This is a genomic window from Kribbella sp. NPDC031520 (genome assembly GCF_055580825.1).
In genome coordinates this window covers 1,130,040-1,153,332 of sequence record NZ_JBVIKS010000001.1, presented here as the reverse complement: position 1 = coordinate 1,153,332, position 23,293 = coordinate 1,130,040, and the positions used below count along the sequence as shown (strand labels likewise).

General features: G+C 68.6%; 23 protein-coding genes and 3 tRNA genes. 18 read left to right on the top strand and 8 right to left on the bottom strand.

What is annotated here, in order from left to right; translation table 11 throughout:
* Positions 1-8 precede the first annotated feature (8 nt).
* Genes ssuE through ACZ5BU_RS05750 form a run of 6 tightly spaced genes read left to right on the top strand, consistent with a single transcriptional unit; the run spans position 9 to position 7,145 of the window.
* The gene (ssuE, locus tag ACZ5BU_RS05775) at positions 9-1,064 is read left to right on the top strand and encodes an NADPH-dependent FMN reductase (protein ID WP_465695816.1); all 1,056 of its coding nucleotides are present in this window, start codon (positions 9-11) and stop codon (positions 1,062-1,064) included.
* A complete protein-coding gene (locus tag ACZ5BU_RS05770; RefSeq protein ID WP_465695815.1) occupies positions 1,061-2,074 on the top strand; it encodes an LLM class flavin-dependent oxidoreductase in 1,014 nt (337 codons plus the stop codon). The genes ssuE and ACZ5BU_RS05770 overlap by 4 nt, the downstream gene beginning before the upstream one ends.
* The gene (locus tag ACZ5BU_RS05765; RefSeq protein ID WP_465695814.1) at positions 2,071-3,387 is read left to right on the top strand and encodes an NtaA/DmoA family FMN-dependent monooxygenase; all 1,317 of its coding nucleotides are present in this window, start codon (positions 2,071-2,073) and stop codon (positions 3,385-3,387) included. Before ACZ5BU_RS05770 ends, ACZ5BU_RS05765 begins: the two co-directional genes overlap by 4 nt.
* Positions 3,388-3,398: 11 nt before the next feature.
* Positions 3,399-5,282 (top strand): FAD/NAD(P)-binding protein, encoded by a 1,884-nt coding sequence (locus ACZ5BU_RS05760; protein WP_465695812.1) that lies wholly within the window; start codon positions 3,399-3,401, stop codon positions 5,280-5,282.
* On the top strand, positions 5,272-6,372 hold the full coding sequence (locus ACZ5BU_RS05755) for an LLM class flavin-dependent oxidoreductase (protein WP_465695811.1): 1,101 nt from the start codon (positions 5,272-5,274) through the stop codon (positions 6,370-6,372). The genes ACZ5BU_RS05760 and ACZ5BU_RS05755 overlap by 11 nt, the downstream gene beginning before the upstream one ends.
* Positions 6,369-7,145, top strand: a complete 777-nt coding sequence (locus ACZ5BU_RS05750) for a DUF1684 domain-containing protein (protein WP_465695810.1) — start codon at positions 6,369-6,371, stop codon at positions 7,143-7,145. Before ACZ5BU_RS05755 ends, ACZ5BU_RS05750 begins: the two co-directional genes overlap by 4 nt.
* A 34-nt stretch (positions 7,146-7,179) precedes the next feature.
* Here ACZ5BU_RS05750 and ACZ5BU_RS05745 read toward each other — a convergent pair whose 3' ends face one another.
* On the bottom strand, positions 7,180-7,818 hold the full coding sequence (locus ACZ5BU_RS05745; RefSeq protein ID WP_465695808.1) for a DUF899 family protein: 639 nt from the start codon (positions 7,816-7,818) through the stop codon (positions 7,180-7,182).
* 190 nt (positions 7,819-8,008) lie between these two features.
* Between ACZ5BU_RS05745 and ACZ5BU_RS05740 the strand changes: the two genes are divergently transcribed.
* The 3 genes from ACZ5BU_RS05740 (at position 8,009) to rpmG (ending at position 8,431) form a co-directional block, all read left to right on the top strand.
* Positions 8,009-8,081, top strand: a tRNA-Thr gene (locus ACZ5BU_RS05740).
* Positions 8,082-8,125: 44 nt separating this feature from the next.
* Positions 8,126-8,199 (top strand) — tRNA-Met (locus tag ACZ5BU_RS05735).
* Positions 8,200-8,263: 64 nt separating this feature from the next.
* On the top strand, positions 8,264-8,431 hold the full coding sequence (rpmG, locus tag ACZ5BU_RS05730) for a 50S ribosomal protein L33 (protein ID WP_130384703.1): 168 nt from the start codon (positions 8,264-8,266) through the stop codon (positions 8,429-8,431).
* Between the two features lie 56 nt (positions 8,432-8,487).
* Here rpmG and ACZ5BU_RS05725 read toward each other — a convergent pair whose 3' ends face one another.
* Positions 8,488-9,234 (bottom strand): (2Fe-2S)-binding protein, encoded by a 747-nt coding sequence (locus ACZ5BU_RS05725; RefSeq protein WP_465695807.1) that lies wholly within the window; start codon positions 9,232-9,234, stop codon positions 8,488-8,490.
* Positions 9,235-9,303: 69 nt separating this feature from the next.
* On the opposite strand from ACZ5BU_RS05725, the gene ACZ5BU_RS05720 reads away from it, so the two are divergent.
* The 7 genes from ACZ5BU_RS05720 to ACZ5BU_RS05690 all read left to right on the top strand — a co-directional run bounded on the left by ACZ5BU_RS05720 (position 9,304) and on the right by ACZ5BU_RS05690 (position 15,733).
* Positions 9,304-9,726 (top strand): FAS1-like dehydratase domain-containing protein, encoded by a 423-nt coding sequence (locus ACZ5BU_RS05720; protein WP_465695806.1) that lies wholly within the window; start codon positions 9,304-9,306, stop codon positions 9,724-9,726.
* Positions 9,723-10,124: a MaoC family dehydratase gene (locus ACZ5BU_RS05715; RefSeq protein WP_465695804.1), complete on the top strand. Its 402-nt coding sequence runs from the start codon at positions 9,723-9,725 to the stop codon at positions 10,122-10,124. Before ACZ5BU_RS05720 ends, ACZ5BU_RS05715 begins: the two co-directional genes overlap by 4 nt.
* Positions 10,121-11,146, top strand: coding sequence for a UDP-N-acetylmuramate dehydrogenase (locus tag ACZ5BU_RS05710; protein ID WP_465695803.1), 1,026 nt, complete (start codon positions 10,121-10,123; stop codon positions 11,144-11,146). The genes ACZ5BU_RS05715 and ACZ5BU_RS05710 overlap by 4 nt, the downstream gene beginning before the upstream one ends.
* Positions 11,147-11,213: 67 nt before the next feature.
* Entirely contained in the window at positions 11,214-12,086 is an 873-nt protein-coding gene (locus ACZ5BU_RS05705) for a MurR/RpiR family transcriptional regulator (protein ID WP_465695801.1), read from the top strand.
* 11 nt (positions 12,087-12,097) lie between these two features.
* Entirely contained in the window at positions 12,098-14,308 is a 2,211-nt protein-coding gene (locus ACZ5BU_RS05700) for an FAD-dependent oxidoreductase (protein WP_465695800.1), read from the top strand.
* A 407-nt stretch (positions 14,309-14,715) separates the two neighbouring features.
* Positions 14,716-14,931: a hypothetical protein gene (locus ACZ5BU_RS05695; RefSeq protein ID WP_465695799.1), complete on the top strand. Its 216-nt coding sequence runs from the start codon at positions 14,716-14,718 to the stop codon at positions 14,929-14,931.
* A 1-nt stretch (position 14,932) separates the two neighbouring features.
* Positions 14,933-15,733, top strand: coding sequence for a helix-turn-helix domain-containing protein (locus ACZ5BU_RS05690; protein WP_465695797.1), 801 nt, complete (start codon positions 14,933-14,935; stop codon positions 15,731-15,733).
* Between the two features lie 5 nt (positions 15,734-15,738).
* On the opposite strand, the gene ACZ5BU_RS05685 is transcribed toward ACZ5BU_RS05690, so the two are convergent.
* Genes ACZ5BU_RS05685 through ACZ5BU_RS05675 form a run of 3 tightly spaced genes read right to left on the bottom strand, consistent with a single transcriptional unit; the run spans position 15,739 to position 18,451 of the window.
* Entirely contained in the window at positions 15,739-16,383 is a 645-nt protein-coding gene (locus ACZ5BU_RS05685; RefSeq protein ID WP_465695796.1) for a hypothetical protein, read from the bottom strand.
* Positions 16,383-17,036 carry a 2'-5' RNA ligase family protein gene (locus tag ACZ5BU_RS05680; RefSeq protein ID WP_465695794.1) on the bottom strand — a complete coding sequence of 218 codons (654 nt, stop codon included), beginning with the start codon at positions 17,034-17,036 and terminating at the stop codon, positions 16,383-16,385. Before ACZ5BU_RS05680 ends, ACZ5BU_RS05685 begins: the two co-directional genes overlap by 1 nt.
* On the bottom strand, positions 17,033-18,451 hold the full coding sequence (locus tag ACZ5BU_RS05675; RefSeq protein WP_465695793.1) for a hypothetical protein: 1,419 nt from the start codon (positions 18,449-18,451) through the stop codon (positions 17,033-17,035). The genes ACZ5BU_RS05680 and ACZ5BU_RS05675 overlap by 4 nt, the downstream gene beginning before the upstream one ends.
* A gap of 233 nt (positions 18,452-18,684) precedes the next feature.
* Between ACZ5BU_RS05675 and ACZ5BU_RS05670 the strand changes: the two genes are divergently transcribed.
* Positions 18,685-19,191, top strand: coding sequence for a hypothetical protein (locus tag ACZ5BU_RS05670; RefSeq protein WP_465695791.1), 507 nt, complete (start codon positions 18,685-18,687; stop codon positions 19,189-19,191).
* Here the strand turns inward: ACZ5BU_RS05670 and ACZ5BU_RS05665 are convergent.
* The 3 genes from ACZ5BU_RS05665 to ACZ5BU_RS05655 all read right to left on the bottom strand — a co-directional run bounded on the left by ACZ5BU_RS05665 (position 19,184) and on the right by ACZ5BU_RS05655 (position 22,906).
* Positions 19,184-20,554: a TrpB-like pyridoxal phosphate-dependent enzyme gene (locus ACZ5BU_RS05665; protein ID WP_465695790.1), complete on the bottom strand. Its 1,371-nt coding sequence runs from the start codon at positions 20,552-20,554 to the stop codon at positions 19,184-19,186. The genes ACZ5BU_RS05670 and ACZ5BU_RS05665 overlap by 8 nt on opposite strands.
* 73 nt (positions 20,555-20,627) lie before the next feature.
* The gene (locus tag ACZ5BU_RS05660; RefSeq protein ID WP_465695788.1) at positions 20,628-21,662 is read right to left on the bottom strand and encodes an adenosine deaminase; all 1,035 of its coding nucleotides are present in this window, start codon (positions 21,660-21,662) and stop codon (positions 20,628-20,630) included.
* A gap of 50 nt (positions 21,663-21,712) precedes the next feature.
* Positions 21,713-22,906: a pyridoxal phosphate-dependent aminotransferase gene (locus ACZ5BU_RS05655; RefSeq protein ID WP_465695786.1), complete on the bottom strand. Its 1,194-nt coding sequence runs from the start codon at positions 22,904-22,906 to the stop codon at positions 21,713-21,715.
* Positions 22,907-23,195: 289 nt separating this feature from the next.
* Here ACZ5BU_RS05655 and ACZ5BU_RS05650 point away from each other — a divergent pair.
* A tRNA-Trp gene (locus ACZ5BU_RS05650) sits at positions 23,196-23,268 on the top strand.
* The last annotated feature ends 25 nt before the right edge of the window (positions 23,269-23,293 follow it).

Sequence of the window (23,293 nt, the reverse complement as noted above, 5' to 3'; positions counted from 1 at the left end):
AGAACTTCATGGCGACCATTGCAACGATCTCCAGTAGTCCGTCGGTGCCGTCGCGCACCGACGCGGTTCTCGACCATGTCATCAAGCGGCTGATCAGCCACGGGCACACTGTGACGCCGATCGTGCTGCGTGACCTCCCTGCGGAGCCTCTGCTACGCGGCCAGGCCGATCACCCGGCGGTCGCTTCGGCGGCTGCCGTACTGGAAGCCGCGGACGCCGTCGTCGTGACGACCCCTGTCTACAAGGCGGCGTACTCCGGTCTGCTCAAGGTGTTCCTCGACCTGCTGCCGCAGTACGCGCTGAAGGGCAAGACAGTGTTGCCGTTGGCAACGGGTGGCACGCCGGCGCACGTGCTCGTGATCGACTACGCGCTCCGGCCGGTGCTCACGAGTCTCGGCGCGGGCGCGATCGGTCAGGGGTGGTTCGTACTGTCCTCGCACATCCACCTGTACGACGGTGGCGGGCTGTTGCTCGATCCTGCTGCGTCGGTGCCGCTGTACCAGGTGACCGAGGCGTTCCTCGCGACTGTCGAGGGCGCCTCGGTGGTGGAAAGCGCGCCGCTGCAGTTGGGTGCGGTCGAGGCGGTTCGGGTACGGCCGGAGGATCCTGAGGCGGCGCCGTTGCTGGCGGAGCTCGTCGTCGAGTACAGCACGCGGTACGGGCGGTCGAACGAGAACACCCAGCTGACCGAAGTACCGCCGTCGGACTTTCACGCCGAGCACGGTGGGGCGTTCGTGCTGTTGCGGAACGGCAGTCAAACGGTTGCCGGCGGGGCGATCCGGCGGTACGACGACGAGACCGCCGAGGTGAAGCGGATGTGGACGTCGCAACTGCATCGACGGCAGGGCCTCGGTCGCCGGGTGCTTGCCGAATTGGAGGCGGTCGCGGCGGATCTTGGGTATCGGCGTCTGTACCTGACGACCGGTCCGCGACAGCCGGAGGCAGCGGGGTTGTATCTGGCGGCCGGGTTCGAGCCGCAGTTCGACACCGCGGCGGATCCGGAATCTGTCGGGCCCCTGCCGTTCGTCAAGGACATTCCGGTGGCGCTGAAGGTGGCGTCATGATCGTCGGGCTGGAGATCGACGGGGCCGGTGCGGACCCAGCGGCCTGGCGCGGCGCAGAGGTTGATCCACGGGCAGTGCTGACCGGCGAGCTCGCAGTGCGCGCGGCGCAGCGGGCGGAGGCGGCCGGAGTCGATCTCGTCACGTTCGCAGACGCGTTGGAGGCGCCGGAAGACGTCCGGGACCGGGTGAGTATCCGGCTCGACGCGCTCGGGCTGGCGGCGCGGGTTGCTCCGGTGACCGAGCGGATCGGGTTGTTGCCGACGATCACGGTGACGCATACGGAACCGTTCCATGTACAGGCCTCGGTGGCGACACTCGACCACGTCTCGGGCGGTCGCGCGGGGTGGGTGGCCGACGTGTCGACGTCTGTTGCGGCGGCCGCGGTGATCGGACGGCGCGAGGCGGCGCCGGCGGCGGAGACGTGGCGGGAGGCGCGGTACGTCGTCGACGTCAGCCGGCGGCTGTGGGACTCGTGGGAGGACGGCGCGATCATCCGCGATGCCCCGACCGGGCGGTACGTCGACCGGGAGAAGCTGCACTACGTCGACTTTTCGTCGCCAACGTTCTCCGTGAAGGGTCCGTCGATCGTCCCGCGACCACCCCAGGGGCATCCGGTGACCGCGATCTTCGTGCGTACGCCGGAAGCGCTGGAAGCGGCGGCTGACGCGGAGCTGGTGCTGCTGCTGGACACCGGCGAACTGGCGGATCAGGTCCGCGCGGTTCGTGGGGGATCGGGTGGTCCGGTGGTGCTGGTGTCTGTGGAGGTGCGGCCTGATGACGATGGGGTACACCGGCTGGTGGCGGCGATTGAGGGCTGGGCGGCGGCCGGTGTCGACGGGGTGCATTTGCGGCCGGCTTCGCTCGAGCTGGACGTGCCGGTGATTGCTGACCAGTTGTTGCCGGCGCTACGGGAGCGGGGGCTGGTCGGGCCTGCGGACCGGGGCGGGAGTCTGCGCGGACGGCTCGGGTTGGGACGACCGCGGAACACGTTTTCGGGGAGCACGCGATGACCAAGCAGATCCGCCTGGCCGCGCATTTCCCGGGCGTCAACAACACCACGGTGTGGTCCGATCCGGCGGCCGGATCGCAGATCGAGTTTTCCTCGTTCCGGAAACTCGCGGAAACGGCGGAACGCGGAACCTTCGACTTCTTCTTCCTGGCCGAGGGGCTACGGCTGCGCGAGGTCAACGGAAAGCTCCACGACCTCGACGTCGTCGGCCGCCCCGAGTCGCTGACCGTGCTCAGCGCGCTCGCGGCCGTCACCACCCACCTCGGCCTGGCCGCGACCGTCAACTCGACCTTCAACGAGCCGTACGAACTGGCGAAGCGGCTCGCCACACTCGACCACGTGTCCGGCGGCCGCGCGGCCTGGAACGTCGTCACCTCCTGGGACGCGTTCACCGGCGAGAACTTCCGCCGCGGCGGCTACCTGGACAAGGCCGACCGGTACGTCCGCGCCCAGGAATCGCTGCGGATCGTGCGGAAACTCTGGGACTCCTGGACCGGCGACGACCTCGTCCTCGACCAGGCGGCGGGTACGTTCGCCCGCGAAGGCGCTGGGGCCTTCGCGGACGACGGCCCGCACTTCAGCATCCGCGGGCGGTTCGGACTGCCGCCGTCGCCGCAGGGCCGGCCGGTGATCATCCAGGCCGGTGACAGCGACGAAGGCCGGGAGTTCGCCGCCGCGAGCGCGGACGTGATCTTCAGCCGGCACGGGACGTTCGCGGCCGGGCAGACCTTCTACAAGGACGTGAAGTCGAGACTGGCGAAGTACGACCGGGGCGAGGATTCGCTGAAGATCATGCCCGCGGTCACGGTCGTGGTGGCGGACACGGACGCCGAGGCGATCGAGAAGGCGGCCTACATCCGCGAACAGCAGGTTTCCGGGCCGACCGCGCTGGTGCTGGCGGAACTGCTGTGGGGACGGGACCTGTCGGCGTACGACCCGGACGGGCCGTTGCCCGCCGAGGATCCGGTGGTCGGATCGTCGGTGACGCAGGGGCGGGTCGGGTACAACGACCCGTTTCCGATCGTTGCCGAATGGCGGGCGCAGGCCGAGGCGCACGGGTGGTCGTTGCGGCAGACCGTGATCAACCAGCAGAACCGGCAGACGTTCATCGGCTCGCCCAGCACGGTCGCCGAGGCGGTCAACCGGCACGTACAGGAAAACGCGGCAGACGGTTTCGTACTGGTTCCGCATCTCACCCCAGGCGGTCTCGACGACTTCGTCGACCGGGTCGTCCCACTGCTCCGCGAGTACGGCGTCTTCCGGACCGAGTACGGCGGTACGACGTTGCGCGATCACCTTGGGTTGTCGCGATGACGGTTTCCGCGATGCGTCCGTGGAAGGGGCCGGCCGCGACGGTGGTGTTCGTGGGTGGTGGACCGCGGACGGTGGGGTTGCTGGAGCGGTTCGCGGCCAGTGCGAACGAGTTGCTCGGCGGTCGCGACGTACACATCCATGTCGTCGATCCGTATCCGGCCGGCGGCGGGCGGATCTGGCGGCGGGAGCAGTCCCGGCTGCTGTGGATGAACTCGATGACGTCGGACGTGACGATCTTCACCGACGAGTCGGTCGAGTGCGAGGGGCCGATCGTGCCCGGTCCGGACCTGGCGAGCTGGGTCGCCGGCGAGGGTGCGGTGATCCTCGAGCAGGCCGGGTTGGAGCCGCCCGGGCCGATGGACTTCCCGCCACGGCTGGTGCAGGCGGAGTACCTGGCGTGGGTGTGGGAGCGCGTCGTCCGCGATCTCCCCGCGACCGTCACCACGCACCGCGAGCGGGCCGTCGAGCTCACCGCGGACCAGCGGGTGGTGCTGGAGTCCGGGACCGAGATCGCGGCCGATGCGGTGGTCCTTGCCCTCGGCTACCTCGATCGGTTGCCGACGGCATCGGAATCCGCCTGGGCTGCGCAGGCCGCGGACGCGGGGCTGACCTACATTCCGCCCGGGTACACCGCGGATGTCGACCTGGACGGGTTGTGGCCGCAGGCGCCGGTGATCGTGCGCGGGTTCGGTCAGGCGTTCGTCGACCTGATGGTGCTGCTCACCGAGGGACGCGGCGGCTGGTACGACGAGTGCGACGGGCTGCTCACGTACCACCCGTCCGGCGACGAGCCGATCCTGTACGTCGGCTCCCGCCGCGGCGTCCCGTACCACGCGAAACTCGGCTACACGGTCGCCGGCACCAAACCTGTTCCCACCCACTACCTGACGAAGGAGGCGCTGGGAGACGGGCCGCTCGACTTCGATCGCGACGTACTACCGCTGATCGAGAAGGAGTTGGCTTACGCGCACCACAAGCAGCTGTTCACCGCCCACCCCGAACGTGTGCGCATGCCCTGGCCCGAGTTCGCGAAGGCCCTGGACAACTGGACGCCTGCAGCACCCGAGAACCATGCGGAGTTTGCGGCGGTTGTTGCCGGAGCGGTGCCCGATCCGGGGGATCGGTTTGTTCGGGGCGAGGTGGATCGGCCGTTGGACGGACTGTTCTTCGAGGGGCGGGACGGGTTCGAGCGGTTCATGGTCGAGCTGATCGAGGCGGATCTGTTGCGGCGGGCGGATTCGTCCTACTCGGCTGATCTGGCGGTGTTCAACGCATTGCTGAGCGTCTACAGCGTGTTGTCGCGGGCGATCACCGACGGGCAGTTGTCGGACGAGGACCGGGTGCGGCGGGTGGAGAGCGAGTGGCACGGGTTCTTCTCGTTCGTGGCCAGTGGGCCGCCGCCACGGCGGCTGGAGGAGTTGCTCGCGTTGCACCGCGCCGGCATCGTCCGGTTCGCCGGTCCGGACCTGGATGTTGCTATCGACAACGACCAGTTCGTTGCCCGGAGCCCCGGTGTGGCCGGGAAGATCACCGCCCGTGCGTTCGTCGAGGCCCGGTTGCCGCGCCCCGACGTACTCGCGGCCTCCGATCCGTTGCTGCGCGGCCTGCTGGCGTCCGGTGCGCTCGCCGCGGACGAACTGTTCGCGTCCGACGGCACCAGCCTCGGCGGCGGGCAGCTCAAGGCCGACTCCCGGTGCCGCGCGCTCCGTGCCGACGGCTCGGTCCACGAAAACCTGTTCCTGCTCGGCCCGTCCGTGTCCGGCTCGGCCGGATCGTCCGGGTTCTCCCGCCCGCACTTCAACGGTCCCGGTTTCCGGCAGAACGACGCCGTCGCCCGGGACCTGCTCGAACTTCTCGCCCCCACCGTACGGAAGGAAGAACGTCATGCCAGTTGAGTTCCTGGGCATCGCCGGGACCAACCCGGCCAGCGAGGTGACGCCGCGAACCGGCGGACCACTGGACCTGGAGTACACCTCCAAGCTCGCCCGTGCCCACGAGGACAACGGATGGGACCGGATCCTGTTCGCGTACCACTCCGGCTCACCCGACCCGGCTCAGGTCGCGGCGTACGTCGCCGGCCGCACCGACCGGATCAACCTGGTCGTCGCCCACCGGCCGAACGTCGCCTACCCGACGCTGACCGCGAAAACGTTCGCGACCCTGGACCACCTCAGCCACGGCCGGTTCGAGGTGCACGTGATCACCGGCGGCTCGACCGCGGACCAGGCCGCCGAGGGGGACTTCCTGACCAAGGACGACCGGTACGGGCGGACGCGCGAGTTCATCCAGATCCTCAAGCAGGCCTGGACGTCGGACCAGCGGTTCGACTTCGACGGAAAGCACTACCGGTTCGAGCAGTTCCTGGCCGACATCAAGCCGCTCCAGCGGCCGCGGCCGCGGATCTCGTTCGGCGGATCGTCGGCGGCGGCGTACGAGGTCGGCGCGGCCGAGGCGGACATCTTCGCGCTCTGGGGCGAACCGCTTGCCGGGACCCGCGAACAGCTCGCGACCATCGACGCCGCGGCGGCCGCGGCCGGACGGGCCGATCGGCCGACGATCCAGATCGCGTTCCGGCCGATCATCGCGGCCACCGAGGAACTCGCTTGGGAAAAGGCGGAAAACATTCTCGGCCGGATCAAGCACGTACAGGCAGGTGGCGTTCCGGCGAGTACCCGGCTGCGCTCGAAAACCCCGGAAAACGCTGGATCGCAGCGGTTGCTGAAGGCCGTCGCGGCCGGTGACCGGCACGACCGGGCGCTGTGGACCGCGCCGACCGGCCTGACCGGTGGCGGCGGAAACTCCACCGCACTCGTCGGAACGCCGGAAACCGTTGCCGCCGCGCTGCTCGACTACTACGACCTCGGCATCCGGATCTTCTCGGCCCGCGGCTACGACATCTACGACGACGCGATCGACTTCGGCCGGCACGTCATCCCGCTGGTCCGCTCCGAGGTCGCCCACCGCGAACAGAGGAAAGCGTCATGACCGTTGTTTCCGACCTCGAGCAGGACTGGCACACCTGGCACGCGGCCCGTGAGCGGGACCTCGACACCGACTACGGCTGGCTGTCGATCGTCGCGTTCGACTGGCTCCGACCGGCGCCCACCGCGATCGACGGGCTGCCCGGAAAGTGGTGGACGGCCGGGCAGGCGTACGCCGCGGCCTCCGGCGAACTGACCCTGGCCGGTGAACCCGTACACGGAACGGTTTCCGCAACCGTTCCGGAAGCCGGATCGCTCAGCTGGCTCCAGTACGGCGACCGCGTGGCCGAACTCGTCCTCCGCGGCGGCCGGTACGCGGTCCGTCAACGGGATCCGCACGCCGCCACGCGACAGGGCTTCAGCGGTGTACCGACGTACCAGCTCGACGACTCGTGGATCGTCACCGGCTACTTCAGTCCGTACGCGAAGGCGCAACGGGTTGAGGTGTCGACCGCCCGCGGCGACCTGCGTCAGAACGTCACCGCGGTCGGCACGGTGCACGTCGCGCTGGGCGGTACGACGTACGAGCTGGTGGCGACTGCTGCGGGCGACAGCCGGCTCAACGTCTCGTTCCACGACAAGACGAACGGCGAGGAGACCGCGCCCTGGCGGGTCGTCACGACCGGGCCGGTGCAGCAGGACGGGTCGGTGCGGATCGACTTCAATCGCACGATCAACCTGCCGTTCGCGTTCACGGCCTACGGGACGTGCCCCGCGCCCGTCCCGGGTAACCGCCTGGCCGTTCCGGTAACCGCCGGCGAGAAGAGGATGCGGTGAACTACGCCGGGCTGATCCCGAGCCGGGTCTGGAGTTAGCCGTACGTGGGTTCCTGCGGCCAGCCTTTGGGGGAGTCCTCCCAGTCCTCCTGGCGGCCGTACGGCGCCAGGTCGCTGACGACCGTACTGAACAACAGGCGGTCGACGCCGCGCTGACCGGTCGAGTACGTCCGGTACACGGTGTCGCCGTCGCGGAAGAACATGTTCAGCAGGAACCCGCCGCCGGCGCCGCAGTCCGCGGAGAACGTCGTACCGGCCGAGGACGCGAACGGGATGTGCTCCCAGCCCATCTGCTTCCAGTACCCGGCCATCTGCTCCAACGGCATGTCGGAAACCGTTGCCCAGGCGATTCCGTTGCGCGCCAGACCGGGCAGGTTGGTGACGTTCTTGGTGAAGTACGTGCAGCCGGGGCAGAAGTTGTCCGGGCCGGCGTTCATGAACTGGTAGAGCGCGAGCTGCTGCTGGTCGCCGAAGAGCTCGCGGAGCGTCACCGGGCCGTCCGGCGCGGCGAACGTGTACTCGCCGAACTCCACCATCGGCAACCGCCGCCGCTGCGCGGCCAACCGGTCCTCGGCGCGCGTGGCCTCCTTCTCGGCGGCGAGCAGTTCGGCGCGCGCCCGCTCCCACTCCGCGGCTGACACGACCGGGGGCATGGGCATGGCTGTCTCGGACATGACTGTTCCTTTCGTAGGTCCTGCCCTGATGACGAAGCTGCCCGGAGGTTCTCGACATCGGTCCGGAAAATGGTCAGGAGCACTGCCGGGGACCCGGTATGCTTTCCGGGACGGACTGAGGGGCCTGCAAGGCGCTCCTGACTCGATTTCACATCGGGCCGGGGGACCGTGTAATCTCTCTCCTCGGCCCGCCCCTTTAGCTCAGTCGGCAGAGCGTCTCCATGGTAAGGAGAAGGTCTACGGTTCGATTCCGTAAAGGGGCTCTGAGGACGGCATCCCACCTTCGGGTGGGGTGTTCGACTCACCCGGCGGGGTAGCTCAGGTGGTTAGAGCACACGGCTCATAATCGTGGTGTCGCGGGTTCGACTCCCGCCCCCGCTACCGACTCAGTACTTTCGAGAGTGCGATCACCCAAGTTGCGTACTCATTACATGAAGAGGTAGCAGTGGCCAAGTCGACCGACATCCGCCCGAAGATCACGCTGGCGTGCACGGTGTGCAAGGAGCGGAACTACATCACCAAGAAGAACCGGCGCAACGACCCGGACCGTCTTGAGCTGAAGAAGTACTGCCACCGCTGCAACGACCACACGGACCACCGCGAAACCCGCTGACCCCAAGGTCTCCCGCAAAGCCGCTCCGGTCTCCCGGAGCGGCTCTTGCTGTGTTGTCAGACGGTCAGGATGGGGCGGCCGGCTTCGTAGGCGGTGAGGCGGTCGTCACGTGGGGTGAGGCAGCACGAGCCGCAGAGGGCGCCTTGGCCTGCGTCGCTCGTGTAGTACAGGCAGCAGGTGTTCCGCAGGTAGACGAGCTTCCCGGCCGCCACCTCCACGTCGCCCAGCCGCGCCAGCCCGCCCGGCGCGTTCGCGACGAACGTCCGCCAGCGCTCCAGCAGGTACGACGGCTCGACCGTCACCTCCTCACGCGTGGCAGCACAGAACCCCATCGCACAGCCTGCCGCCACCCCGCCGTACACCTGCCGCAACCCCGCCCGCGTCCGCCGGTGCAGCTCCTCGGACAGCGGGAGCAGATGCTGGCGCAGTACGACGTCGTACAGCGTCTCCAGCCCACCCGGGAGGAACTCGGCCGAGCGGATCGCGACCGACGCGATCCCGTGGCCGTCGTGCGGGCGTACCCACAGGTTCTGCGGGCGGATGTCGAGGACCTGCCCGTCCAGCGCCCAGAGCAGCAACGCCGTCGCGGGCGCCCGCCCGGCGTAGAACGACATCATGCTGAGCGCGTTCGCATGCGCCGTACGGTGGCAACTGGCCTCGTCGTCCCGCTTCAGCAGCTCGGTCAGCTCGGGCCCGCCCGGTTCCAGCAGGCGATCCACCCGCAACCACTCGGAGCCCTCCGGCTCACCGATCTCCACCCGGTACCGAGGCGCGTACCTCGCCAGCGCCGCCACAGCCGTCACGATCAACCTTCCGTCGGAATCGTGGGCGGCGGAAACCCGAGCCATAGTGTGCCAGTAAGGTTTCCGGATATGACGATCGACGCCACGATGGTCGGCCGGAGCTACGCGGCCGCCGAGTCCTACCAGGTCGGCCGGGAGAAGATCCGGGAGTTCGCCGACGCGATCGGCGACGGTAACCCGGCGTACCGCGGTGACGACGCGATCGCCCCGCCGACGTTCGCGTTCGTGATCGGCAGCCGCGCGCTCGAGCAGCTGCTGAACGACGAGGAGCTCGGCCTCCGGCTGGACCGGATCGTGCACGGCGCGCAGAAGTTCAGCTACACCCGCCCGATCAAGGCCGGCGACGAGATCGCCGCGACCGCCACCATCACGACCGTGCGCAAGGCCGGTCCCGTCGAGGTGATCATGTACGAGACCGCCCTGACCACCGTCGACGGCGAGCCGATCGCCACGTCGACGTCGACCCTCTCGCACAACCGGGCGGACGCATGATCGAGGTAGGCACGGAGTTGCCGTCGCTGACCGTGACCCTGCGGCGCGAGGATCTGGTCCGGTACGCCGGCGCCAGCGGTGACTTCAACCCGATCCACTGGAACGACCGGATGGCCGCCGCGCTCGGTCTGCCCGGCGTGATCGCGCACGGGATGCTCACGATGGCCTCCGCCGTACGGGTCGTGACGGACTGGATCGAGGACCCGGCCGACCTGGTCGAGTACGGCGTACGGTTCACGAAGCCGGTCGTCGTACCGGACGACGACAAGGGCGCGACCGTGACGTTCTCCGCGAAGGTCGACAAGGTCACAGAGGGATTGGCCGAGATCGACATCACCGCGCTCGCGGGCGAGGAGAAGGTGCTCGGGCGCGCCAGGGCGGTCGTGCGGGTCCGGTGAACGAACACGTGCCACTGGCCGAATACACCACGCTGCGGATCGGCGGGTCGGCCGACAAGTTCGTCGAGGTCACGACCGAAGAGGACCTGATCGCCGCGGTCCGGGACGCGGACGCCGTCGGAGAACCGGTGCTGCTGCTGTCCGGCGGGAGCAACGTGGTGATCGGCGACGACGGGTTCCGCGGGACTGTCGTGAAGGTCGCGACGTCGGGGATCCGGGTCGACGCGGACATGTGCTCCGGCGCGATGGTCCGGGTCGCGGCGGGCGAGGACTGGGACGGGTTCGTCCAGCGCGCGATCGCCGAGGACTGGAGCGGGCTCGAGTCGATGTCCGGGATCCCCGGGCTGGCCGGATCGACCCCGGTACAGAACGTCGGCGCGTACGGGCACGAGGTCGCGGAGTCGATCGCATCCGTACGGGTCTGGGACCGTACGCTCGGCGAGGTGCAGACCGTCTTCGCCGCGGACTGCGGGTTCTCGTACCGGAACTCCCGGTTCAAGGCGGATCCGTCGCGGTACGTCGTACTCGAGGTCACCTTCCAGCTGAAGCTGGGTGACCTGTCGGCGCCGGTCGGGTACGCCGAACTCGCCCGCGTGCTCGACGTCGAACCGGATTCCCGCGCGCCGATGGGCGAGGTCCGCGAGGCCGTGCTCGGCCTGCGCCGCAGCAAAGGCATGGTGCTCGACCCCGCCGACCACGACACGTGGAGCGCGGGCTCGTTCTTCACCAACCCCATCCTCGACACCCCCGCCGAGGTCCCCGCCGGCGCGCCGCAGTGGCCGCAACCGGACGGCCGCGTGAAGACCAGCGCCGCCTGGCTGATCGAACACGCCGGCGTCTCGAAGGGCTTCACCATCGGCAACGCGGCGGTCTCCACCAAACACACGCTCGCGCTGACGAACCGAGGCCATGCCACCGCCAAGGAACTCCTGACCCTGGCCACGCACGTCCGCACCCAGGTCCAGCAGTCCTTCAACATCACCCTGGTCAACGAACCCGTCCTGGTGAACTGCACTCTCTAGCACGACTTCCTGAAAAAGATTTGCGCAAGGCTAGGCGTTAGCAGCCGCTCTCGCTAATCTTTTGCAGATGGCGGACAGGGAGCAAGCCGGCAGTCCGAGCCCGTTGCAGCTGGTCAAGCGGGCCCTGCCCGACCTGAACGGGGCGATGCAGCGGGTCGCGGAGCACATCCTCGCGAACCCGGACGAGGTCGCGCGCGGCTCGATCACCAAGCTGGCCGCGACCGCGCAGACCTCGGCCGCGACCGTGACCCGGTTGTCGACCCACCTCGGGTACGCCGGGTACCCAGCGCTGCGGACCGCACTGGCGATGGAGGTCGGCCGCGGCCTCGAGGCAGGGTGGGCGAGCGACATCGGATCGGCGATCGGCCCGGCGGACCCGCCCGAGCAGGTGCTGAACGTACTCGCGTCGACGCAGGCGAACGCATTGCGGAACGCGTTGTCCGCGATCGACCTCGGCGCCGCCACCCGGGTCGCGGACGCGATCGCCGGTGCCCGCCGTACTCATATCTACGGCGAGTGGGGCGATGCGGTCCCAGCGCGCGAGTTGTACATCCGGCTGCTCCGGATCGGTATCCCGGTGTGGTTCTTCGACGGGCCGCAGTCGTCGCAGATCGGCGCGGGCCTGCTCGGCGCGGGCGACGTCGCGCTGACCGTGACCCGGTCCGGGATCGATCCGACCACGCTCGACTACCTGAAGCGGGCCCGCGAGCAGGGCGCGCTCACGGTCGCGATCACCGGGATGCCGGGCGCCCCGATCGGCCGGGTCGCCGACGTCACGCTCGACACCGGTACGCCGAACGGCGCGAACTGGACCGAGTTCTTCGCCGGCCGCGCGAGCGACGTACTGACGGCCGGCCTGCTGTTCGTCCTGGTCGCCCAGCGGGTGCCCGACCATCTGACCGCACACCACCCGAACGGGCCCGGGCAGCCCGATACCTGAGAGGTTCGTCGATGCAGCAGCTCGAGGTCCGGTCCGATCTGACCGTCGTCGGCGGCGGGCTCGCCGGGATCTGCGCGGCGATCGGCGCCGCGCGGCAGGGGAGCACGGTGGCGCTGGTGCAGAACCGGCCGGTGCTCGGCGGAAACTCGTCCAGCGAGGTGCGGGTGTGGGTGTGCGGCGCGACCGCGCACGGCGTCCAGAGCTTCGCCCGTGAGACCGGCATCATGGGTGAACTGTTCGTCGAGAACCAGTACCGGAATCCGCTCGGAAACCCGTACTACTGGGACCTCGTGCTGCTGGAGGCGGTGCGCGCGGAACCGCGGATCACGCTGTACCTGAACACCGACGTACGTTCCGTCGAGGCGGAGGACTTCGAGATCCGTTCGGTGACGGGCTGGCAGCTGGGGTCGGAGAAGGAGATCCGGTTCGTCAGTCCGGCGTTCGTCGACTGCTCGGGCGACGGGCTGGTCGGTCTGCTCGCCGGGGCCGAGTTCCGCACCGGGCGGGAGCCGCGGTCGGAGTACGACGAGTCGTGGGCGCCCGACGTACCGGACTCGAACACGCTCGGCAGCACGATCCTGTTCTACTCCAAGGACGCGGGAGAGCCGGTGCGGTTCGTACCGCCGTCGTTCGCGAAGGACGTCACGGAGACCGCGATCCCGGAACGCCGCGTGATCCGGACCGACCTGAACGGCTGCGCGTTCTGGTGGATCGAATGGGGCGGCGAGCTGGACGTCGTCGACGACAACGAGGCGATCCGGGACGAGCTGCAGGCCGTCGTCTACGGGATCTGGGACTACATCAAGAACAGCGGGACCTTCGACGCGGACAACCTGACCCTGGAGTGGATCGGATCGGTACCCGGAAAACGTGAGTACCGGCGGTTCTTGGGCGACCACATACTGACCCAGCACGACGTTCTCGAACAGACCGAGTTCGACGACCGGGTCGCGTTCGGTGGCTGGTCGATCGACCTGCACCCGCCCGGCGGCGTGTACGCCTCCGAGCGCGGTTCGAAGCACTGGTTCCCGGACGGTGCGTACCACGTCCCGTTGCGTTCGTTGTACTCGCGGAACGTACGGAACCTGTGGTTCGCCGGGCGGAACATCAGCGCCAGCCACGTCGCGTTCGGGACAACCCGCGTGATGGCCACCTGCGCCGTGCTCGGCGAAGCAGCCGGCATCGGCGCATCCGTTGCTCTGCGCAACGGATTGACGCCGCGCGAACTGGCGTACGACCACTTCGGCCTGCTGCGCAACGCGCTGACCCGCGCGGACTCCTCGGTCCTCGGCGTCGTCGACGACGACCCGGCCAATCTCGCACTGACGGCAACCGCCACCGCTTCGTCGACCTTGACCCGGCCGGCCCTGGCGGTCTCGTCCGGAACGTTGCCGCTGACAACGGACATCGGTCTGGTGATCCCTGTGGATCCGGCCCTCAACGGGTTCGGCCTGCTGGTCGATTCGAACGGCGGCCAACTCACCGCCGAACTCCATGACCCGGTCGAACCGCAGAACTACCTCCCCGCGAAACTCGTCGACTCCTGCACCATCGACGTACCCGCCGGCGAGAAACGCTGGATCCAGGTCCCGCTGTCGTGGCACCCGTCCAGCCCGTCGAACGCTTTCGTGATCCTCCGGAAGACGCCGGAAATTTCAGTCCACACCGCAGCGACAAACCTCCCCGGCACCGTGCACTTCGCGCACCGGGAGCCCGCGGCGGACGACCAATGGACCGAACAGTTCCGCGCCTGGAAACACATCCTGCCCCGCAACGGTCTCTGCATCCGGCTGGGCGAGACCGCGGCGTACGACCCCGGCAAGGTCGTCGGCGGCTACGCCCGCCCGTACGGCGGCCCCAACCTGTGGTCCTCCGAAGACCTCGCCTCGGACCCCAACCCCTGGCTGGAACTCACCTGGCCCGAACCGGTCGAACTCTCAGAGATCGTCGTAATCCTCGACGCCGACGTCCAGGAAGACCTCATCAACCTCCACCACCACCGCACCCCCTTCGAATCCCTGCCAACCCTGCTCGCCGACTACGCCCTACAACTCCGCAACGGCAACGCGACCTGGCAGCCGATCGCGCAGGTGACGAACAACCACCACCGCACCCAACACCACCACCTGCCGACCCCCACCCCAGCCACCCACCTCCGCCTGACAACCCACCGCACCAACGGCGCGCCAAGGGCCCACGTGGTCTCGATCCGCGCGTACTAGCCGCGATGAGTGTGATGTAGATCTCATCCATCTGTTCGCCTGTGTCCTCTGGTGTAGATCAGGCGCGGGTGCAGTGGGGACGGTGTGGCGGCGTTTCTCGCAGGTCATCAAAGGAACGGCGCCTCCGCACGCACCAAACACTCGACGATCGTGCACCGAGACGACCGCGTGGAGCGTGACTCATCCGTTGTGCACCAGGGACAGCGCGGGACACTCGGGCCGAGGTTCTCGCAGGTCACACGCGCCTGCCGCACCATTTCGTGCACCAAATTCACCGAAATATGCACCATCGAGGCATGCCTGTTGGCTTTACTTCGCATCGGCTGCTGAGTAATTTCCGTCGCATTGCGCACTCGTGAGGAGTGCTCGACTGATTTGGAAGGCAAGAAATGTCAAGAGGTGTTCAGGTGACCCGGCGCAAGCTGCATTGGTGCCGCAGCCTGATCGTGGTGATTCTGGCCATTCGCGTGGCTTTGTTCCTGGTCGTGATCGCTCTCGTGGGGTGGCTGTGTCGGGACGATGCCGCCGCTGAGGTGACCGATCGGTTCCTGGCCGTCGTGGTGACAGCTACAGCGGTCGCTGTGGTCAGGCTGACCCGGGTCACTCCGATTCCAGCGGAGTGACATGTTCATCGCCGAGGCCGATCCGACCGCAGAGACCCCCAACTATCCGATGATGTTCGCCTCGCTGCTGACTACCTTCCGGGGCCGCACGGGGATGACTGTGCGCGAGCTGGCTGCGTTGGTGCGTTACTCGCACAGCCAGGTTGTGCGGGCAGAGCAAGGAGTCCGCGTCCCGACCTGGCCGATGGCCAGTACCTATTTGGCTGCCTGCGGGGTCGGTCAGCAGGCCATGACAGGCTGGCGAATCCTGTGGGAGGTCGCGCGGAGCGCTCAGGCCGAACTTCGGAAGGACCCGGGACTCACCGCGGAGCGCATCCCGTTCTGGGCGAAGGCCGCCCGCGACTGGCGGGCAGGCCAGGCCGCTGCATCAGGTCCCGATCCTTTGCATCTACTTCTGCGCGACATGACTCATTGGGAGGAGTTCGGCGCCGCGATCAGAGTACTGGCGGAGCGGTCGGGGCTGGTGTCGATCCGGGATATCGCGCTGCGATGTGGAGTGCCGAAGACCACGATGCATCGCTGGTTGATCGGCACGCGCCGACCGAGCAACATGCAGTTGGAGAAGCTCGTGAAGGCCCTCAGTGCGACTCCGAGCGAGCGTGCCGAATTCGCCGAAGCGTTCCGGCGCGTGACCGAGGCGTCCTGTGGCGAACCACATCCGCAGAGCGGGCTGCCGTGCGTGCGCGAGGACAGGCATCGAGGGTGGCACAGCACGCCCATGGGCATCCGGTGGCTCGATGACGGTTCGGTTCGCGCCGAGCTCAGCCCGGCACTGCAGTACTTCGACAGCAAGTTCGAGTGATGCGGTCAGTAGCGCCATTCGAGTTCGTTTTGCTGCATCCATTGGGTTAGTGGTTCGGCTGCTTTGCGGGATGGGGCCGCGCCGGTCAGGAGGTCCGTGAGGACCTGGCTTGGTGCGGCCAGGCGGAGGCCGGCTGGTGTTCTGCGGGTTCGCGCGTAGACGACGTCGGTTGCGGGCTCGGCGAGGACGATGGACTTGCTCCTGGCGGGTACGAGTTCCCAGGTCGTTGCGGCCAGCTGAGCGTCGGGGGTGTAGATCACTGTTGGGCCGTTCGGAGTCTTCGGGGCCCATCGCTGAGCCGCGTGGGTGCCGCTCAGTGCGTGCCGTACCGGTGTGCCGGGGATCCGGTCGAGCAGTCCCTGGACCCCGTGTCTGCTGCGCCAGTAGGTCGTCCGGACCTCCGTGCTGAAGCGGGAGTCCTGGCTCCAGCGATGAAGCAAGGTGAGCCAGTTCGGCACGGCGATGACGCCGGGGGCGCGGCGTTCGACAAGGTCGTCGCGTTCCAGGCGGTTGATGACTTGGCGGACCTGTGCGGCGTCGACGCCGGTCGTGGTGACCAGGTCGTGGGTTGTCCAGAGGCTGCGGAAGTCCAGGAGGGCGCGGATGACGAGGGCGGTTGTTCCGCCGGCGTACGGGGTGGTGGGAGTCATCAGCCGGCTCCGGTGTCTACGCCGCCGCGTGCTACCGGGATGCCGAGGGGAACGGTGGCGTACGTGGTCCACTCGTACCGTTTGTGGTCCCGGTTGAGCTTGATGAGGGCGACCTCGGTCAGCTCGGTTGCCGCGAAGCCACCGCTCAGCGCGTTCACCCGGCGCCGGAGCGGTTCTGCTTGTGCGTCCTGGTTCCAGTACCCCAAGGAGATGTGGGGATCGAGCTCGGGCAGCGCCGGGACGGAGTCGCGTCCCCAGACGTCCAGGATCGCGCCGCGGAGCTGGGCGCGGAGACGCCGCATCCGCTCGACTGGCGTCACCGGGAGTTGCAGGCTCTCGACGTCGACGACCGGGGCACCGATGCGGATCTCGAACGGCCGGAAATGCTCGAGCCGCCGCCGGGTCGCCTCGATGATCTCGTCGAGGTCCGCTTCGGGAACCTTGTCCGCGAACCCGACACCCTGCACGGTCAGGTGCAGCCACTGCGCCGGAACCGGAGTGACGCCGGGAAGCATCTCGACCAGCCGCTGGTAGGCCGCGTGCACCGCGAGGACCGTCGTGTCCTGCGGAAAGACGACGTGCCAGGTGTAGAACGATCGCCCTGGCCGCCAGTTGGGGCGCCAGTACCAATGATCGCGGACTTCGTTGATCACGTCTGGTCCTCTCTCGTGGATCGCGCGGGCGGCCGGGAAGAACGCGCGGCCTGTGGAGTGCGTGGGGGATAGGCGGGCTGCGAAGGGACGACGACTCGGCGGTCGGGGACGGTGAGACGAGCGGGCAGGCCTGGAAGCTGCGTGAACTCCGCGATGCGGTCCCGCAACGTGCGGGCTTTCGAGCTCCGTCCGTACGGCGCGGTGAGGGCGGCCACCTCCGCAAGCCGGTGGATCAACGGACGAACGCGATACTCGACCTGGGTGTCCAGCACCGGTTGGACGGCTTCGAGAGCTCCGTCGAGTTCCCCGAGGAGCAGCCGTGCCTTCGCCTGCTGCAGGCGGGCCATTCGTTCGGAGCCGACGTTCCTGAGCACGTACGGCGCTGCTTCGAACTGAGTGACGCTGTGATCCGCGTGCACTGCGGTACGTCGCGCGTCGCCGAGCGCCAGGTGGGTGTCCGCCCAGAACCCTTCGGCGCGCTCCGGCGTACAGAGGAAGATGCCGCCTGGTTCGGATGTTTCCTGGCGTACGGGCAGGTCTTCGGCGACCTGGAGGAGCTCGCGGGCCTTGTCGGCTCGGCCGGCTCGTGCGAAGTCGGCCGACGCGGCACTCGTCAGGAACAGACGTGACGTACCGGCGGCGTACCGCAGCCCGTCCTCGGCATACTCCGCGGCGCGGGTGAAGTCGTCCTGCCAGAACGCCGCGGTGTGCTGGGTGGCGCGGATCCAGCCGCGCAGCACGTCGTGATCAGCGGCCTCGGCGCATGCCCAGGCAGTTCGCGTATGTCCCTCGGCGATGTCGGGGCGGCCCAGATCGACCGACATCCAGGCGAGCAGGGTGATCGCCCAACCGGCCGCCGAGTACAGGTCGCGGGACTGCCGGGGAGACTGGTTGCCGGCGAGCAGGGCGAAGGCACGGTCGCGGATCGCGCGGCTCTTCTCGAACAGCTGCCTGGTCGGCGTCCGGAGATAGGAACGGGCGATCCGCTCGATGTCGGCCTGGAGCTGCTCGACGGTGAGCTCGCCGACGTTCGACTCCTCGGCGATCGACAACAGCGCGATCGACTCGTCGCCCGCGTTGATCAGGTCGTCCTCGTGGCCGGCCATCGACGGCGGTTCCGAGTCCGGTTCGACCGGCGAGCCGCCCGACGGCGGGAAGAATCCGAGATCGTTGTCAGAAGCAACATTGAGGACGTGGCGCAGCCCGGAGCGGTAGGCGGCGCCGGGCCAGCGGACGGCGCCGCGTTCGAGTTTCGCGATGTAGTGACCGTCGAGCTCGTACTTGATCTCGGTCGTCTCCCACAGCCAGGTGCAGATGAGGTCCGCGAGCTCGGCCCGGGACATGTGTTCGCCCGGTGCCCGGCGCGACGGAGTGCGCTCGCGCGCTGTGCGCAGCAGATCGTTGGGCCCTGACATGGCGGTAACTGTAAGGCGCTGAATACCCTCTGCGACGGGTAAATCGGGGGCTGTGGACGATCTGCCCCGTGATGCCCCGAGCTGCCCCGAAATCCTTGGGGGAAAGGGGGTTCGGGGCAGGGCAGGATCGGCTGCGGGCGAGTTTTGCCGGCTGAATCCTGCTTGCTGAGCGTGATCGGGGTGGGGCATCGCGGGGCAGATAGGGGCAGCCCCTCGACCTTTAGAGTGGCTGCATGCCCGAGGAAGCTGTGACGACGCTGCATGCCGAGCTGGATCGGTTCGGGCGGGTGGAGGAAGGGTTCGCGTTGCTCGAGGTGTTCCTCGAGGTCGCGCGACCGCGGTTGGGGGCGGTGGTGCTGGATCCGGTCGGGCTGCGGTTGCCGGCGGAGCTCACCGACGATCGGGCGCTCGTGCAGAGCCTGATCGACGAGATCGAGCAGGAGCCGGTCGGGAGAGCACGCGTGATCGAGCGTGGGTACGACATGGACGACGAGCAGGCACGCTGGGACTACGCGCGGCTCGCGTACTGCTCGAACCAGGCGACCGTGTGGAGTCGCCGCCAGCGCACGACGTACTTCGAGGTCGCCGCGCGTCAGAAGGCGACGTACTGGCTGCCGGACAGCTTGAAGGCCGAGTACTTCGACGCGCTGAGCGGCCGCGGCTGGGCCATCCCGGAGGACTGGCTGACCGCGGTTGCCAAGCGGCCGAAGCCCTGGTGGAAGCGCGGCGGGTTCAGCTGAGGACGGGGAGGTGGGTGAGGGCTGCGGCTACGGCGGACTGGATGTCGGCATCCTCCCAGTTTCGGTCGGTGATGGAGTTGGACAGGTAGGCGTCGTACGCGGCGAGGTCGAGGTGGCCGTGGCCGCAGAGGGCGGTGAGGATGACCTTCTCCTCGCCGGACTCCTTGCAGCGCAGGGCTTCCTCGACGGCGGCGGCGAGGGCGTGGGTCGGCTCGGGGGCGGGGACGATTCCTTCCGTACGGGCGAACTGGACGCCGGCGGCGAAGCACTCGGACTGGGGTTTGGCGACGGCCTCGAGCTCGCCGGTCTCGTACAGGTGGCTGATCAGCGGGCTCATGCCGTGGTACCGCAGGCCGCCGGCGTGGATCGGGTCCGGGACGAAGTCGTGGCCGAGGGTGTGCATCTTCATCAGCGGCGTCAGCCCGATCGTGTCGCCGAAGTCGTACGCGTAGGTGCCCTGGGTCAGCGACGGGCAGGCAGCCGGCTCGACCGCGCGCACCACCGGCGACATCCGGCCGGCCCACTTCTCCCGCAGGAACGGGAACGCGAGACCGCCGAAGTTCGACCCGCCGCCGGTGCAGCCGACGATCAGGTCGGGGGTCTCGCCGGCCATTGCGAGCTGGATCAGCGCCTCCTCGCCGATGATGGTCTGGTGCAGCAGCACGTGGTTGAGCACCGAGCCGAGCGCGTAGTGCACCTCGGGATCCTGGACCGCGGCCTCGACCGCCTCGCTGATCGCGATACCGAGCGACCCGGTGGAGTCCGGGTTCTCGGCGAGGATCTTCCGGCCGGCCTCGGTCAAATCCGACGGGCTCGGGTGCACGGTCGCGCCGAAGACCTGCATCATGGTCCGCCGGTAAGGCTTCTGGTCGTACGACGCGCGCACCTGCCAGACCTCGCAGTCCAGCCCGAACTGCGCGCAGGCGAACGCCAGCGCCGTCCCCCACTGACCCGCGCCGGTCTCCGTGGTGAGCTTCCGGACACCGGACTTGGCGTTGTAGTACGCCTGCGGGACCGCCGTGTTCGGCTTGTGCGAGCCGGCCGGGGAGACGCCTTCGTACTTGTAGTAGATGTGCGCCGGCGTATCCAGCGCTTTCTCGAGCCGGTGCGCCCGGTACAGCGGGCTGGGCCGCCACAGCCGGTAGACGTCGAGCACCTCGCCCGGAATGTCGATGTACTGCTCCTGTGAAACCTCCTGCAGGATCAGGTCCATCGGGAACAACGGCGCCAGATCCTCCGGCCCGATCGGCTGCCCTGTCCCAGGGTGCAACACCGGCGGTGGTGGCGTCGGCAGATCGTGGAGCACGTTGTACCACCGGGTCGGCAGCTCGTCCTCCGGCAGCAGGATCTTCGTCGGCGTCATGACGCAAAGTTATGCCCGCGCCCAGGCCCTCACAATGACCCGAACCAGAACTCGATCAGCACTTCTCCGGACTTCAGGCAGGTACGGCCGCCGGGGCTCCGAGCCATTCGTCGATTTCGGTGAGGAGGGATTGCTGGGTTTCGGGTGGGGCGGTGGAGGCGAGGACCGAGGAGCGGGCGAGGTCGGCCAGTTCGGGGTCGGTGAAGCCGTGGACGGTGCGGGCGGTTTCGTACTGCTCTGCCAGGCGGGAGCCGAAGAGCAGGGGGTCGTCGGCGCCCAGGGCGATCCGGGCGCCGGCTTCGTAGAGTTCGCGGAGGGGGACGTCTTCGGGGCGGTGGTAGACGCCCAGGGAGACGTTGGAGGCGGGGCAGACCTCGAGGGCTATCTGGGCGTCGACGATGCGCTTCAGGAGATCGGGGTCCTCCACCGAGCGGACGCCGTGGCCGATGCGGCCGGCGCCCAGTTCGTCCAGGCAGGTGCGGACGGTCGCGGGGCCGCAGAGCTCGCCGCCGTGGGGGGCTGCCAGGAGGCCCGCGTTGCGGGCGATGCGGAAGGCGGGGGCGAATTCGGACGTCGTACCGCGGCGTTCGTCGTTCGAGAGGCCGAAGCCGACGACGCCGCGGCCCACGTACTGCGTGGCCAGACGGGCCAGCGTACGGGCGTCGAGCGGGTGGCGGGTGCGGTTCGCGGCGATCACGACCTGCACGTCGATCCCGGTCGACGCGGCCGCGTCGCGGGCCGCGTCCAGGACCAGGTCGGTGAACTCGGTGATGCCGTGGAAGCGGTTCGCGTACCCGGACGGGTCGACCTGGATCTCCAGCCAGCGCGAGTCGTCGGCACGGTCGTCCTCGGCCGCTTCGCGGACCAGGCGCCGTACGTCGTCCTCCGTACGCAGCACCGACCGGGCGATGTCGTACAGCCGCTGGAACCGGAACCAGCCGCGCTCGTCCGCGGCGGACAGGTCCGGCGGCCACTCGGTGCGCAGCGCGTCCGGCAGCCGGACGCCGTGCTTGTCGGCCAGCTCGACCAGCGTCAGGTGCCGCATCGACCCGGAGAAGTGCAGATGCAGGTGTGTCTTCGGCAGCACCCGCAGATCCCGCTGCGTCATTACCGAAGGTTACCGACGCACACCGCCCGGCGAGAAATCGGCGTCCGTCGTCAGCTCAGCAGCTTGGCGATCCGGCCGAGGCCTTCGGCGAGGTCGTCGTCGCCGAGCGCGTAGGACAGGCGCAGGTACCCCGGAGCGCCGAACGCCTCACCCGGTACGACTGCCACCTCCGCCTCGTCCAGGATCAGGTCCGCCAGCTCCGACGAGGAGGTAGGCGTCCGCCCGGCGATCTCCTTGCCGAGTACGCCCTTGACCGACGGGTACGCGTAGAACGCCCCGGTCGGCTCCGGGCACTCGATGCCGGGGATCTCGTTGAGCATCCGGACCATGGTCCGCCGGCGCCGGTCGAACGCGACCTTCATCTCGTCGACCGCGGTCAGGTCGCCGGACACCGCCGCGAGCGCGGCCCGCTGGGCGACGTTGCAGACGTTCGAGGTCTGGTGCGACTGCAGGTTGGTCGCGGCCTTGACGACGTCCTTCGGGCCGATCATCCAGCCGACCCGCCACCCGGTCATCGCGTACGTCTTGGCGACCCCGTTGAGTACGACGGTCCGGTCGGCGAGCTCCGGTACGGCGACCGGGATCGACGTGGCCCGCGCGTCGCCGTACGTCAGGTGCTCGTAGATCTCGTCGGTGATCACCCACAGGCCGTGCTCGAGCGCCCAGCGGCCGATCGCCTCGACGGCCTCGGGGCTGTCGACGGCACCGGTCGGGTTCGACGGCGAGCAGAACAGCAGCGCCTTGGTCCGTGGCGTCCGGGCCGCCTCGAGCTGCTCGACGGTGACGCTGTAGTTCTGCGTCTCGTCGGCGAGCACTTCGACCGGTACGCCGCCCGCCAGGCGGATGGTCTCCGGGTACGTCGTCCAGTACGGCGCGGGCAGCAGCACCTCGTCGCCCGGGTCGAGCAGCGTCGCGAACGCGTTGTACACCGCGTGCTTGCCGCCGTTCGTGACGAGCACCTGCGACGCGTCGATCTCGTACCCGGAGTCGCGCTTGGTCTTGGCCGCGATCGCCTGCTTCAGCTCCGGCAGGCCGCCGGCCGGACTGTACCGGTGGTTCTTCGGGTCCCGCGCCGCCGCGACCGCGGCCTCGACGATGTAGTCCGGCGTCGGGAAGTCCGGCTCGCCGGCGCCGAACCCGATCACCGGGCGCCCGGCCGCCTTGAGCGCCTTCGCCTTGCTGTCCACCGCCAGCGTCGCCGATTCACTGATGGCGCCGATCCGCGCCGAGATCCTGGAACCCATGCACCCCATCCTGGCAGCACGGCTCACGACGTCCCACGGGGTATCCACCAGGTGATGCGGACCGGCGGGAACACCCGGGGGGTGTGGTCCGTTGGGAGCACGTGGAGGCTGTATGGTTCTCATCGCGGTGCGGCGCCCGGCCAGGTAATTCGGTACAGGGGTCGTGCGGGTAAGGGCCTCAGTTCGACCATGCGGCTTGCACCCCGTACACTCTTCTAGTCCGGGCGTTGATGGCCCTGATCCGGCATGCCCGAGATCAGGTCCGACGCGGCGTCCGGATGGATTGCAGAGGGCACTAGCTCAACTGGCAGAGCATCGGTCTCCAAAACCGAAGGTTGGGGGTTCAAGTCCCTCGTGCCCTGCAAATCCTGACCGGCGCAGGGCCGG